The organism is Mesorhizobium jarvisii (assembly GCF_003601985.1).
GTDB lineage: Bacteria > Pseudomonadota > Alphaproteobacteria > Rhizobiales > Rhizobiaceae > Mesorhizobium > Mesorhizobium jarvisii.
The window spans coordinates 42,386-56,341 of sequence record NZ_QZXA01000008.1; the positions used below are offsets into that span (position 1 = coordinate 42,386).

General features: G+C 64.8%; 13 protein-coding genes. 11 read left to right on the plus strand and 2 right to left on the minus strand.

All coding sequences use genetic code 11. The annotated features are described in order from the left end of the window. Nucleotides 1-216: 216 nt before the first annotated feature. On the plus strand, nt 217-1,308 hold the full coding sequence (locus D3242_RS20555; protein ID WP_038651418.1) for a 3-deoxy-7-phosphoheptulonate synthase: 1,092 nt from the start codon (nt 217-219) through the stop codon (nt 1,306-1,308). A gap of 32 nt (nt 1,309-1,340) precedes the next feature. Here D3242_RS20555 and D3242_RS20560 read toward each other — a convergent pair whose 3' ends face one another. Beyond that, nucleotides 1,341-1,976, minus strand: a complete 636-nt coding sequence (locus tag D3242_RS20560; protein ID WP_064985172.1) for a LysE family translocator — start codon at nt 1,974-1,976, stop codon at nt 1,341-1,343. Nucleotides 1,977-2,105: 129 nt separating this feature from the next. Here D3242_RS20560 and D3242_RS20565 point away from each other — a divergent pair, with 129 nt between their 5' ends. Further along, nucleotides 2,106-2,801, plus strand: coding sequence for a helix-turn-helix transcriptional regulator (locus D3242_RS20565; RefSeq protein WP_027047635.1), 696 nt, complete (start codon nt 2,106-2,108; stop codon nt 2,799-2,801). Nucleotides 2,802-2,812: 11 nt separating this feature from the next. Here the strand turns inward: D3242_RS20565 and D3242_RS20570 are convergent, their stop codons facing one another. Beyond that, entirely contained in the window at nt 2,813-3,922 is a 1,110-nt protein-coding gene (locus D3242_RS20570; RefSeq protein ID WP_064985173.1) for a Gfo/Idh/MocA family protein, read from the minus strand. Between the two features lie 240 nt (nt 3,923-4,162). On the opposite strand from D3242_RS20570, the gene D3242_RS20575 reads away from it, so the two are divergent. From D3242_RS20575 to phnN, 9 genes are all read left to right on the plus strand, one after another. After that, nucleotides 4,163-5,008, plus strand: a complete 846-nt coding sequence (locus D3242_RS20575) for a MurR/RpiR family transcriptional regulator (protein WP_064985174.1) — start codon at nt 4,163-4,165, stop codon at nt 5,006-5,008. 155 nt (nt 5,009-5,163) lie between these two features. After that, nucleotides 5,164-7,098 carry a bifunctional 5-dehydro-2-deoxygluconokinase/5-dehydro-2-deoxyphosphogluconate aldolase gene (locus D3242_RS20580; RefSeq protein WP_064985175.1) on the plus strand — a complete coding sequence of 645 codons (1,935 nt, stop codon included), beginning with the start codon at nt 5,164-5,166 and terminating at the stop codon, nt 7,096-7,098. A gap of 36 nt (nt 7,099-7,134) precedes the next feature. Continuing rightward, complete coding sequence (gene iolD / locus D3242_RS20585) at nt 7,135-8,985, plus strand: 3D-(3,5/4)-trihydroxycyclohexane-1,2-dione acylhydrolase (decyclizing) (RefSeq protein ID WP_064985177.1); 1,851 nt, start codon at nt 7,135-7,137, stop codon at nt 8,983-8,985. Nucleotides 8,986-9,173: 188 nt separating this feature from the next. Next, nucleotides 9,174-10,091, plus strand: coding sequence for a myo-inosose-2 dehydratase (iolE, locus tag D3242_RS20590; protein ID WP_038651404.1), 918 nt, complete (start codon nt 9,174-9,176; stop codon nt 10,089-10,091). A 43-nt stretch (nt 10,092-10,134) separates the two neighbouring features. Beyond that, a complete protein-coding gene (locus D3242_RS20595; protein ID WP_019862591.1) occupies nt 10,135-10,353 on the plus strand; it encodes a hypothetical protein in 219 nt (72 codons plus the stop codon). Between the two features lie 4 nt (nt 10,354-10,357). Continuing rightward, nucleotides 10,358-11,170, plus strand: coding sequence for a 5-deoxy-glucuronate isomerase (gene iolB / locus D3242_RS20600; protein ID WP_064985179.1), 813 nt, complete (start codon nt 10,358-10,360; stop codon nt 11,168-11,170). A 151-nt stretch (nt 11,171-11,321) separates the two neighbouring features. Beyond that, nucleotides 11,322-12,029: a DUF1045 domain-containing protein gene (locus D3242_RS20605; protein WP_064985180.1), complete on the plus strand. Its 708-nt coding sequence runs from the start codon at nt 11,322-11,324 to the stop codon at nt 12,027-12,029. Nucleotides 12,030-12,064: 35 nt separating this feature from the next. After that, a complete protein-coding gene (locus D3242_RS20610) occupies nt 12,065-13,204 on the plus strand; it encodes an alpha-D-ribose 1-methylphosphonate 5-triphosphate diphosphatase (protein WP_064985182.1) in 1,140 nt (379 codons plus the stop codon). Next, nucleotides 13,201-13,830, plus strand: coding sequence for a phosphonate metabolism protein/1,5-bisphosphokinase (PRPP-forming) PhnN (phnN, locus tag D3242_RS20615; protein WP_064985184.1), 630 nt, complete (start codon nt 13,201-13,203; stop codon nt 13,828-13,830). Before D3242_RS20610 ends, phnN begins: the two co-directional genes overlap by 4 nt. The last annotated feature ends 126 nt before the right edge of the window (nt 13,831-13,956 follow it).

Consider the following 13,956-nt stretch of genomic DNA (forward strand, 5'->3'; position numbering starts at 1 on the left):
AATTGACTGTCGTCGAGGGGACGTGACAAACGCCTCCGCTTCGACTATATGAGCCGCATGATCCACCTGTCCGCCACCTATTGGTACTTTAGCAGCTCGCTGGCGGCGGGAGGATTGCGCTCAATCTGAAGATTGCAGCAACAAGATCCGAACAGCCGCCAGACCTGGCGGCTTTTTTGTTTCAGCCGGCAGGTCTCCTAACAGGAGCAGAAAGCCGTGTTGACCACCACAGACGACCTTCGGGTCAAGGAAATCCGAGAACTGAGCACGCCGGACCAGGTGATGCGGGAGATCCCGCGCACGCTGACGGCGACGCGCACCGTGAGCGCCTCACGTAATGCCATCCACGCCATATTGAACGGCACCGACGACCGGCTGCTTGTCGTCGTCGGACCTTGTTCGATCCACGATCCGGTCGCGGCCGTTGACTATGCCAGCCGTCTGGCGGCGCTGCGCGAGACCCTGTCCGACCGGCTCGAGATCGTGATGCGGGTGTATTTCGAGAAGCCGCGCACCACGGTCGGCTGGAAGGGCCTGATCAACGACCCCGACCTCGACGGCAGCTTCAACATCGACAAGGGGCTCAGGATGGCGCGCAATGTGCTGTCGGCGGTCAACAATCTCGGCCTGCCGGCGGCGACCGAATTCCTCGACATGACCACGCCACAATACATTGCCGACCTCGTCGCCTGGGGCGCCATCGGCGCGCGCACCACCGAGAGCCAGATCCACCGCGAGCTGGCCTCGGGCCTGTCCTGCCCGGTCGGCTTCAAGAACGGCACCGACGGCAATCTCAGGATCGCCGGCGAGGCGGTAAAATCGGCCGCCCAGCCGCATCATTTCATGGCGGTGACCAAGGGGGGACGCAGCGGCATTGCCACCACCACGGGCAATGAAGACTGCCACGTCATCCTGCGCGGCGGCGTCCAGCCGAACTATGACGCGGCAAGCGTCGAGGCGGCCTCGCTCGAACTCGCCCGCCTCGGTGTCGCGCCGCGGCTGATGATCGATGCCAGCCACGCCAACTCGACCAAGAAGCCGGAGAACCAGCCCAAGGTGGCGGCCGATGTGGCCGGCCAGGTGGCGGCGGGCGACGAGCGCATCATCGGCCTGATGATCGAGAGCAATCTCGTCGCCGGCCGGCAGGACGTGGTGCCCGGCAAGCCGCTCGTATATGGCCAGAGCATCACGGATGGCTGTATCGACTGGGCGACCACCGAGACCGTGCTGCACGGCCTTGCCGGCGCCGTCGAATGGCGCCGGTCGGCACGCCGCGCCATGCTGGAAAGCCGGCAAGGCGCTGCCTGACAGGACGGCAATGTGGGAAGGGCGACGCTGGATTACGCCGTCCTCAGCCCTTCCCAGGCGGTGAACACCGAGACCGCAAAGAGCAACAGCCCGGCCGCGCGGCCGGCAAGGATGGTCGCCCGCGGATTGGCGATCAGAAGCTTGCGGCTGCGGCCGGCGGTGATTGCAAGCCCGCCATAGATCGCGGCCTGCGTGATCACCGTCATCAGACCCATGACAGTCGCCTGCACCCAGATCGGGCCGTAGTCCGGCTTCAGGAACTGCGGATAGACGGCAAGCACGAACAGATAGGCCTTCGGATTGATCAGGCAGGTCACCAGCCCCTGGCGAAACGCCTTCCATGCGGAGCGGCTGCCGACAGGCCCGTCCTGACCGACGGTGATGGAGCTGCGCATCAGCGTGATGCCGATGAAGGCCATGTAGGCGGCGCCGGCGATCAGCAGCGGCTTGAACAGGATCGGCACGAAATGCATCAGCAGGCCGACGCCGATCGCCCCGTTCAGCGTGTGCACCATGCCGCCGACCATGATGCCGCCGGTCGCGGCCAGACCCCTGTCGCGGCCGCCGGTCAGCGCATTGGCCAGCACGAACAGCATGTCCATGCCCGGAACGGCGATGATGCCGAACAGCAGGATAAAGAAAAGCCAGAGATTTTCCGCGTAGCCCATGTCAGTTGCCTGTCGCCTCGTTCCACCAAGCCGCAGCGGAACCTGTTGATTTTCAATTCGATAGGCAGTCCTATAGGTCGACCCAACTGACAAGGGTGTGTCAGTTGCGGTCGGAGCCGGGTGAGGAATATGCGCAAGGCGTCACGCCTGTTCGAGATCATCCAGATCCTGCGGCTGGCGCGGCAGCCGGTGACGGCCGCCATGATCGCCGAACGGCTGGAAGTGACGATCCGTTCGATCTATCGCGACATCGCCGCACTTCAGGCGATGCGCGTGCCGATCGAGGGTGGGCGCGGCATCGGTTATATCTTGCGCCCCGGTTTCGACCTGCCGCCGCTGATGTTTTCGATCGAGGAGATGGAGGCGATCGTGCTGTCGCTGGCGCTGCTGGAGCGCACGGGCGACGACGAACTCAAGCAGGCGGCCAAGCGCGTCAGCAGCAAGATCGCCGGCGCGGTGCCGCCGCCGCTGCGCCAGACATTCGACGCCAATGCCCTGCATGCCTGGGGCTTTGCCGCCCCCTCGGCCGGCACGATCGACCTGGCGCTGGTGCGCCGCGCCGTCCGCGACGAGGAGAAGCTCGACCTCTCCTATCGCGACGAAGCAGGCCGGACCACGCAACGCATCATCCGGCCGATCGCGCTGATCTACTACGCCGAGTCCGCCAACATCGTCGCCTGGTGCGAACTGCGGCACGCGATCCGCAATTTCCGCAGCGACCGCATCGAGGACTGCCAGCCGACCGGGCTGCACTTCAAGGGCGAAGGCGACCGCCTGCGCCAAATCTGGGTCGACGGCTGGGAAACCCCGGCCCCCGGCGGCTAGACGAGCAGGTATTACCGCACATCCACCCAGCGCTTTTCCTCGAAGGAGCGTGCCATGGCGTGCACGGTGCGCTCGATCTCCAGACCCTCGGCGAATTCGATGAGGCGCGCCGGTCGGCCGGCGAGCCGCGTCAGCAATTCGTGGCACTCGATGATCTTGAGGTCGTTGAAGCCCAGGCCATGGCCGGGCGCCGGCAGGAAGGCGTCGTAGGGCTTGTGGTGCGGCGCCACCAGGATGGTGCGGTAGCCCTGTTCGGTCGGGCGATCCGCGGTGAGATAGAGCTGCAATTCGTTCATTCGCTCCTGGTCGAACAGGATCGAGCCCTTGGAGCCGAAGATCTGGATGGCGATGCGGCCCTTGCGGCCCCAGGCCGAGCGGTTGACCTGGAGCGTGCCAGCAATGCCGTTTTCCAGATGCATCAAGATGCTGGCGATGTCGTAGGTCTCGACCGCGCGGCGGCCGCCCGCCGCCAGCTTGCGGTCGGCATAGGGCTTGGCCATATCGCAGATGACGCTGGCGACGCGGCCGAACAGGACAGAGACCAGCGACAGCGGATGCACGGCGAAATCGTCGAGGGCGCCATACCCGGAAGCGGCCTCGTGCTTCCAGAAGAACAACGCCTCGGGATCGGCCATGAAATCCTCGTCCATCTCGATGCGCAGATGGTTGACCTCGCCGATTATCTTCTCGTCGAGCAGCGCGCCGATGTGACGGATGGCCGGGCTCTGGATGTAATTGTAGCCCAAGGCAGTGACCTTGCCGGATTTCCTGGCCGCCTCCGCCATCGCCTCGGCTTCGGCAAAGCTCGGAGCCATCGGCTTTTCGCACCACAGATGCTTGCCGGCCTGGAGGATGGCGATGGCCATTTCCGGATGGAACTGGTTGGGCGTGGTCAGCGAGACGATATCGACCTCCGGGTCGTTGACGACGGCGCGCCAGTCGCCTGAGGCCTTGGCAAAGCCGAACTCCCCGGCCTTGCGCCGCGCCAACTCCTCATTGACCTCGCCGAGATGAACGAGCCTGGGCTTGGCCACGTCGGGAAAGACGGCGCCGACGGCACTCCACGCGATGGCGTGGCATTTGCCCATGAAACCCGTGCCGATAAGACCGACGCCGACCATTTTCCGTTTCCTCCGCTGCCTGAAGCACTTCGTGGATGAATTAGTCCATTTTCTCTCCAAATGGAATGTCTGCCTCATTTTTTATGGCGTTCTTGCGCAGGCTCGCTATGATGGGGCAGAGAGGACGCTTCCAATACATGTCGCCCAAAAGTGCGCAGCGGTTTTGGGACGACGACTTGCATGGGATCAAACGGTCTAAAGCGCGCTGACGCGCTTTGGGCAAGCTTGGACGGGCCGACGATGGACGAACGGATACCTCGCGACTTCGAGACGCTGCGCGCCACCATCCTCGACCGGCGCGAAAGCCTGCCGAAGCGCATCGCCCAGATCGCCGCCTACGCGCTGGACAATCCCGACGACATCGCCTTCGGCACCGCCGCCAGCATCGCCGCCTCGGCCGGCGTGCAGCCTTCCACCCTGATCCGCTTTGCCCAGCAGCTCGGCTTCGACGGCTTCACCAGCCTGCAGCAGGTGTTCCGCGAGCGGCTGCGCGAGCGCAACTCATCCTATGACGAGCGGCTGCAGGCGCTGCGCGCCAAGGCCGAGGGCGGCGCCGGTCACCGCGCGATCTTCGACGGCTTCGTCGCCGCCGCCAGCACCTCGCTCAACGACATTTCGCGCACGCTGGACGATGCGCATCTGGAAGAGGCGATTTCGCTGCTGGCAAAGGCGCAGACCATCTATGTCCTGGCCAAGCGGCGCTCCTATCCGGTGGCGACCTATATCGCCTATGCGCTGGGCAAGCTGAAGATCCGCAACCAGCTGATCGAATCGGCCGCCGGCCTGAACGCCGAGATGATCGCCTTCGCCACGCCGGCGGACGCCGTCATCGCCATCTCCTTCTCGCCCTATGCGCCGGCCACCATCGAGGAAGCACGCACCATTTCGGAACAGGGCGTGCCGATCGTCGCCATCACCGACAGCTCGTTTTCGCCGCTCGCCCAGTTCGCCAGGGTCTGGTTCGAGGTTGCCGAGGCGGATTTCGCCGGCTTCCGTTCGCTGTCGGCGACGATGGCCCTGGCCATGGCGTTGACCGTTGGCGTCGGCGAGAAGCGGCGCGATACCGCCCGCAGGCGCAAAGCCTGATCGGGCACCTAAAAGCCAATTTTAGATCCGGGAATGCTCATTCCATATTGACTATGGATTGGAATTATTATTTCATATTCCCGGCACCACGCCGCCGCTCGCGCGTGTTACCCAAACAATGTTGTTCCTGACAACAAGACTGACGGGAGGTTCCAATGAGCGAAGCCGTGGACGCCAGACAGGCGCCGCTCGACGTCATCACCATCGGTCGCGCTTCCGTCGACCTCTATGGCCAGCAGATCGGCTCGCGGCTGGAGGACATCACCTCTTTCGCCAAGTCGGTTGGTGGCTGCCCCGCCAACATTTCGGTCGGCACGGCGAGGCTCGGCCTGCGTTCGGCGCTGCTGACGCGCGTCGGCGAAGAGCAGATGGGCCGCTTCGTCCGCGAACAGCTCAAGCGCGAAGGCGTCAACACCGACGGGCTGAAGACCGACAAGGAGCGGTTGACCGCCCTGGTGCTGCTTTCGGTCGAGAGCGAAGGCGTTTCGCCGATGATCTTCTACCGCTCGGACTGCGCCGACATGGCGCTGGCGCCGGAAGACATTGACGAGGCGTTTATCGCTTCGGCCCGTTCGATCGTCGTCACCGGCACGCATTTTTCCCGACCCAACAGCGACGCCGCCCAGCGCAAGGCGATCCGCATCATGAAAGCCAAGGGCGGCAAGGTTATCTTCGACATCGACTATCGGCCCAATCTGTGGGGCCTTGCCGGCCATGCCGAAGGCTTCGAGCGCTATGTCAAATCCGACCGGGTCTCGGCCCAGCTGAAGACCGTGCTGCCCGATTGCGATCTCATCGTCGGCACCGAGGAAGAGATCATGATCGCCTCGGGCGCCGACGACTGCCTGAGCGCGCTGAAGACGATCCGCGCGCTGTCGGCGGCCACCATCGTGCTGAAACGCGGCGCGATGGGCTGCATCGTCTATGACGGACCGATCAGCGACGATCTCGAGGACGGTGTGGTCGGCAAGGGTTTCCCGATCGAGATCTACAATGTGCTGGGGGCCGGAGACGCCTTCATGTCCGGCTTCCTGCGCGGCTGGCTGGGTGGCGAAGACCATGCGACGGCGGCGACCTGGGCCAATGCCTGTGGCGCCTTCGCCGTGTCGCGGCTGCTCTGCGCGCCGGAATATCCGACCTTCGAGGAGCTGCAGTTCTTCCTCAAGAACGGCAGCAAATACAGGGCGCTGCGCAAGGACGAAGCGATCAACCACATCCATTGGGCAACCACCCGGCGGCGCGACATCCCCTCGCTGATGGCACTCGCCTGCGATCACCGCGTGCAGCTCGAGGATGTGGCGGCGAAGGCCGGCGCCGATCCGGCGCGCATCCGCGATTTCAAGGTGCTGGCGGTCAAGGCGGCGGCGAAGGTCGCTGCCGGCCGTGACGGCTACGGCATGCTGATCGACGAGAAACATGGCCGCGAGGCGATGTTCGAATTCGCCAGGCATTCCTTCGCCTGGCTCGGACGCCCCGTGGAACTGCCAGGCTCGCGGCCGCTGCGCTTCGAGTTCTCGCAGGATATCGGCTCGCAACTGGTGGAATGGCCGGTCGACCATTGCATCAAGTGCCTGTGCTTCTACCACCCCGACGATCCGGCGGCCTTGAAGGAGGAACAGCAGCAGAAATTGCGCACGCTGTTCGAGGCGGCGCGGAAAGTCGGCCGGGAACTGCTCGTCGAGATCATCGCGGGCAAGCACGGCAAGCTCGACGACACGACCATTCCGCGCGCGCTGGAAGAGCTTTATGCGCTCGGCATCAAGCCGGATTGGTGGAAACTCGAACCGCAGGCTTCAGCCGGTGCCTGGACCAGGATCGAAGCGGTCATCCTGAAGCATGATCCGTGGTGCCGCGGCATCGTGCTGCTTGGGCTGGAAGCGCCGCAGGACGAGCTGGAAGCCGCCTTTGCGGCCACCGCCAAGGCGCCGATCGTCAAGGGTTTCGCCGTCGGCCGCACCATCTTCGTCCATGCGGCCGAAGAGTGGCTGGCCGGCAGGATGACGGATGACGAGGCTGTCGCCGACATGGCCTCGCGCTTCGAACAGTTGACCGAGGCGTGGCTTGCCGCGCGCGGCCGCAAGGCGGCATAAGAAGGCGCGGCAGAAGAACTGCGGAGGAAACCTATCATGAGCAAGACAATCCGCCTGACGATGGCGCAGGCGCTGACCCGCTTCCTCAGCCGCCAGATGACCGAGATCGACGGCAAAAAGATGCCGATCTTCGGCGGCGTCTGGGCGATCTTCGGTCACGGCAATGTCGCCGGCATGGGCGAGGCGCTCTACCAGGTGCGCAACGAATTGCCGACCTTCCGCGCCCACAATGAACAGGCGATGGCGCATGCGGCTATCGCCTATGCCAAGGCCAATTTCCGCAGCCGCTTCATGGCCGCGACCTCTTCGATCGGCCCCGGCGCGCTCAACATGGTGACGGCGGCGGCACTTGCCCATGTAAACAGGTTGCCTGTCCTGTTTTTGCCCGGCGACGTCTTCGCCAACCGCATCCCCGATCCGGTGCTGCAGCAGGCCGAGGACTTTTCCGACGGCACGGCGACGGTCAATGACTGCTTCCGTCCGGTGTCGCGCTATTTCGACCGCATCACGCGGCCGGAGCAGATCATCCCGGCGCTGAGCCGCGCCATGCAGGTGCTGACCGATCCGGCCGATTGCGGCCCGGTGACGCTGTCGCTCTGCCAGGATGTGCAGGCCGAGGCGTATGACTATCCCGAAAGCTTTTTCGCCGAACGGGTCTGGCACCAGCGCCGGCCGCGCCCGGACCGCCACGAACTCGCCGCCGCTGTGGCGGCACTCAAGGGCGCGAAGAAGCCGCTGATCATCGCCGGCGGCGGCGTTCTCTATTCGCAGGCCTCCGATGCGCTGGCCAAATTCGTCGAGGGCGCCGGCATTCCGGTCTGCGAGACACAAGGCGGCAAATCCTCGCTGCCGGACGATCATCCGCTCAACATGGCGGCGGTCGGCGTCACCGGCACCTCGGCGGCCAACCGGCTGGCGGAAGAAGCCGATGTCGTGCTCGCCATCGGCACGCGCCTGCAGGATTTCACCACCGGCTCATGGGCGCTTTTCAAGACTTCCGGCAAGACCATCATCGGGCTGAACGTCCAACCTTTCGATGCCGGCAAGCACCGGGCACTCCCGCTGGTCGCCGACGCGGCCGAGGGACTGGCCGAACTCGGCGCGGCGCTGAAAGGCTGGAAGGCGCCTGCCGCCTGGACCGACAATGCGGCCAAGGGCAAGAAGGCCTGGCAGGCCGACGCGGCCAAGGTGACGGCCTCGACCAACGCTGCTTTCCCGTCCGACGCGCAGGTGATCGGCGCCGTGCAGCGGGCCATGGGCTCCGGCGTGACCTTGTTGCATGCAGCCGGCGGTCTGCCCGGCGAATTGCACAAGCTTTGGCAGGCCGGCGCGCCGGGTTCCTACCACGCCGAATACGGCTTCTCGACCATGGGCTACGAGATTGCCGGCGGACTCGGCACCAAGATGGCCAAGCCCGGCGAAGAGGTGGTCGTCATGATCGGCGACGGCTCCTATCTGATGCTGAATTCGGAGATCGCCACGTCGGTGATGCTGGGTTTGAAGCTCACCATCGTGCTGCTCGACAACCGTGGGTATGGCTGCATCAACCGGCTGCAGATGGCGACCGGCGGCGCCAACTTCAACAATCTCCTGAAGGATTCGCGCCACGAAATCCTGCCCGACATCGACTTCGCCGCGCACGCGGCGAGCATGGGCGCAATTGCCGAGAATGTGCCGTCGATTGCCGGCCTGGAAAACGCCCTGCAGAAGGCGAAGACGAACGACCGCACCACCGTGCTGGTCATCGACACCGACCCGCTGGTCTCCACCGACGCCGGCGGCCATTGGTGGGATGTGGCGGTGCCGGAAGTCTCCGCGCGGCCGCAGGTGAACGCGGCGCGCAAGGCCTATGACGAAAAGCGCCAGATGCAGAGCGTTGGCGATTGATGCTAAGTCGGCGCTGCTCCCTACCTCCCCCTTGTGGGGAGGTCGGACCGAGGGTCCGGGTGGGGGTCGGCGTCGCACCCCCACCCCGCTGCTTCGCAGCGACTTGCCGGGGCGAGCCACGGGTCTCGCCCGTCCTTCGGACCCCCACAAGGGGGAGGACAGATACGAACTGAAACTGGAGTGACGACTTGAAAGCCAAACTGGGCATGTCCCCCATCGCGTGGTGGAACGACGATCTTGCGGAACTCAGCGATGACGTGTCGCTGGAAGAATGCTTGCGCCAGTCGCGCTCGGCCGGCTTCACCGGCATGGAGATGGGGCGGCGCTTCCCCAACGATCCCGCTGTCATGCTGCCGATCCTGAAAGCCGCCGACGTGACGCTGTGCGGCGGCTGGTTTTCCGGCACGCTGGTCGATGAGGAGATGAGCAAGAACAAGGATCGCATCCAGCCGATGATCGAGCTGTTCAAGGCGGTCAACGCGCCTTGCATCGTCTATGGCGAGGTCGGCCGCTCGATCCAGGGCGACCGCTCGAAGCCGCTGGCCACCAAGCCGAAACTCACCGGCGACGAGATGAAGGCCTATGCAAGGCGCCTGACCGAATTCGGCGAATGGTGCGCCGAACAAGGCATGCCGCTGTCCTATCATCACCACATGGCGGCGGTGGTCGAGACCGAGCCGGAGCTCGATGCATTCATGCGCCATTCCGGCGAAGGCATTCCGCTGCTGCTCGATGCCGGACACCTGGCCTTTGCCGGCGGCGATGTGCTGCGCGCCATCGACAACCACCACAAGCGCATCAGCCATGTGCATGTGAAGGATGTGCGCATGGATGTGATCGACAGGCTCGACCGCACGAAACAGTCGTTCCTCGACGCCGTGGCGCTCGGCGCCTTCACCGTGCCGGGCGACGGCTCGCTCGACTTCGGCGCCATCGTGCAGCGCTTCGCCGACCATGGCTATGAAGGCTGGTTCGTGGTCGAGGCCGAGCAGGACCCGAAGAAGAACCCGCCGCTCAAGATGGCGCAGGTCGGCCACAAGGAGCTGATGCGGGTGATGACATCAGCCGGCTACACGGTCGAAACCCAGGGTTTTCCGAATGCCTGACGCGACGGGTTCACGGCGAGGCAGGTTGCTGTAGATTGGCCCGATGAAAGATTCCGAGCACCCCTTCTTCCGCCCGTTGTGGCGGCGTGTCGCCGTCGTCGCGGTCTGTATCATCTGGTCGATCATCGAGTTCACCACCGGCACGCCATTCTGGGGCACCATCGCGCTCGGCTTCGCCGGCTATGCCGTCTGGCAGTTTTTTTATCTGTACAAGCCGGTTGATGAGAACAAGGCGCCGGCCGAGTCCGAACCGAAGGAGTAACCCGATGTCGAAGCTGCTGGTGAAGGCCGACAAGGGCCATGGCCGCGTTGCCCATGTGACGCCGAAAAGCGCCGGCTGGACCTATGTCGGTTTCGACCTGCATCGGCTGCAGCCCGGCGAAAGCGCCTCGGGAAAGACGCAAGACCGCGAAGTCTGCCTGGTGTTCGTCACCGGCAAGGGCAGCGCGACAGCCGGCGGCAAGGATCTCGGCCTGCTCGGCGCGCGTATGTCGCCTTTCGAGGGCAAGCCGTGGTCGGTCTATGTGCCCGAGGGATCGGACTGGTCGGTGACAGCGGACACCGAATTGGAGCTCGCAGTCTGCTCGGCCCCCGGCCTCGGCGGCGGCTTGCCGGTTCGGGTGATCGGGCCGGACGATCTCGGCCAGGAGGTGCGCGGCAAGGGCACCAACACGCGCTACGTCACCAACATCCTGCCGGAAGGCAAGCCGGCCGATTCCTTGCTGGTGGTCGAGGTCATCACGCCGGGCGGCCACACGTCGAGCTATCCGCCGCACAAGCATGACCAGGACAATCTGCCGGCAGAATCCTATCTCGAGGAGACCTATTACCACCGCCTCAACCCGCCGCAGGGCTTTGCCTTCCAGCGCGTCTACACCGATGCCGACACGAATGGCCATCGCGCGCTGGACGAAGCCATGGCGATTGAGGATGGCGATGTCGTGCTGGTGCCCAGGGGTTATCACCCCTGCGCCGCCTGCCATGGCTACGATCTCTACTATCTCAACGTCATGGCCGGGCCGAAGCGGACGTGGAAATTCCACAATGCGCCCGAGCACGAATGGTTGATGAAGGCCTGACCGGTCCGAGATTCCTCCTGAACCTGTTGGTCCAGCTCGGAAAAATCGTCGGCTAAGGACCTATTGGGTCGATTTGCCTTCGAAAACCCTTCAAAGCTTCGTCAATCCGTCATGGAAATCACCTATGGCAGCGGTCTGACGAGGATTTTCGATGCGTTATGCCATCTACTTCACCCCCCGGCAGGACGAACCGCTGGCGCGGATCGCCGCCAACTGGCTGGGCCGTGACCCATTCGGCGCGGCGACAATGCCGGTTGAGGCCGTGGCCGATCTGGCGGCGGAGGAAGTTGCCTTCCACACCGCCTCGGCACGCCGCTATGGCTTCCACGCGACGCTGAAGGCACCCTTTCGCCTGGCCGCCAGCGAGACCGAGACGTCGCTGCGCGCCGCAATCGACCATTTTGCCGAAGCGACGCCGGTTGTGACGATCCCGCGTCTCGTCGTCAGCCAGATCGACAGCTTCTTCGCGCTGGTGCCGGAAGGACCGCTGCCGCCGCTCAACCGTTTCGCCGACGAGGTGGTGCGCGATTTCGACCGCTTCCGCGCGCCACTGACCGAGGCCGAGATCGAACGGCGCAGCCCGGATTCGCTGAAGCCGGCCGAGTTCCGCAATCTCTGCCAGTGGGGTTACCCCTATGTCTTCGAGACCTTCCGCTTCCACATGACTCTGTCGGGCCGCGCCGGGCCACAGGAAAGCCCTCGTTTGCGCGCAGCAATCGACAGCCTGTTCGCGGATGTGTTGCGGCAGCCGGTGCTGGTCGACGCGTTGACGCTGTTTATCGAGCCCGAACCGGGCGCGCCGTTCATGGTGCTTTCGCAGCACGCGCTGGGACGCCGCCCGGCAAGGAAAACTGCCTGAACTAACCTGCTCGAAGAACCAAAGGACTGCTCGAAATGACCGCCGAAACCGTTCTTTCCAACGCCCGCATCGTGCTTGCCAACGAGATCGTCGAGGGGTCGCTGGTGCTGCGTGACGGCTTTATCGCCGGCATCGATGCCGGCGGCAGCCGGTCGGGCGAGGACATGGGCGGCGACTATGTCATTCCCGGGCTGGTCGAGCTGCACACCGACCACCTGGAAGGCCATTACGCACCCCGGCCTAAGGTGCGCTGGAACCCGATCGCCGCGGTGCTTGCCCATGACGCGCAGGTGGCGACGGCCGGCATCACCACCGTGCTCGACGCCTTGCGCGTCGGCATGGACGAGGACGCCGACCTCACCTTAGCCGATATCCGCAAGCTGGCCGATGCCATCGAGGACAGCGTCGCGCAGGATCGTCTGCGCGCCGATCACTTCCTGCATCTGCGCTGCGAGGTTTCGGCGCCGGACTGCCTGCAGGCCTTCGCCGATTTCGACCGGGACGACCGGGTCAAGCTGGCCTCGCTGATGGATCATGCGCCCGGCCAGCGTCAGTTCGTCAATCTCGAAACCTATGCCTATTACTACCAGCGCAAGCTGAAGCTGACCGACCGCGACTTCAAACTGTTCTGCGAGAAGCGGATGGCGGAATCGGCGCGCTATTCGGCGCCGAACCGCGCGGTGATCGCGGCTGCCTGCCGTGAGCGCGGCATTGTGCTTGCCAGCCATGACGACGCCACATCGGGCCATGTCGACGAGGCGATCGAGCAGGGCGTGCGCGTTGCCGAGTTCCCGACCACCGAGGAAGCGGCGCGCGCTTCGAAGGCCGCGGGCCTGGGTGTTCTGATGGGTGCGCCGAATGTCATGCGCGGCGCCTCGCATTCGGGCAATGTCTCGGCGCGCGCGCTGGCCGGGGACGGCCTGCTCGACATCTTGTCATCAGACTATATTCCCTTCAGCCTGATCCAGTCGGCCTTCTTCCTCGGCGACATGGTCGAAGGCATTTCGCTGCCGCAGGCGGTCGCCATGGTGTCGAAGAACCCGGCCGAGGCCGTTGGCCTGACCGACCGCGGCGTCATCGAGCAGGGCCGCCGCGCCGACCTGGTGCGCGTGCGCGTCGACGACCATGTTCCGGTGGTGCGCACCGTCTGGCGGCAAGGGCGCCGGGTCGCATGATGGTGTCGGCCTTGATCGAGCGCGAGTTGTCCGCTGAAACGTTCCCTGTGCGTCATGGCGTCTTTGTCGCCGTCGTGGGGCCGAGCGGCGCCGGCAAGGACACGGTGATCGGTTACGCCCGTGCCCTCTTCGCCGATGAGACCCGGCTGGAATTCGTCCGCCGCGTCATCACCCGGCCAAGCGATGCGGCGAGCGAGGATCACGACACACTGGCCGACGCCGCCTTCGTCGAGGCCGAGGCCGACGGCGCCTTCGCCATCTCCTGGGAAGCGCATGGCTTGCGCTACGGCCTGCCTGCCGATGTCGACTGGTCGGTCGCCAATGGCCATGTGGCGGTGGCGAACGTGTCGCGTGCGATCATTCCCACCTTGCGCGAGCGCTATGCCAATCTGGCCATTGTCGAGATCACCGCTTCGCCTGACGTGTTGGCCGAGCGGCTGGCGATGCGCGGCCGCGAGTCGCGCGGCGAAGTGCTGGCGCGCCTGGCGCGCAGCGCCAATGTGACCCTGACCGGCCCCGGCGTGACCACGATCGACAATAGCGGCCCGCGCGAAGTGGCCGGCGAGCGCTTCGCCGAGCTGCTGCGCAAGGCAATGGCCTTCTCCGACATGTCGGGCATGATCTGATTTAGGCGTGCATCCTGCAGCGGCAGCGTGCGCGGCTCAATTGGCCTAAGCGCCGCCCATTGGCGCTCACTTGCTTTCCCGCGGCTTCCGGAGCGCTATGTGGTGCTGACCACAGAAGTGATTCCA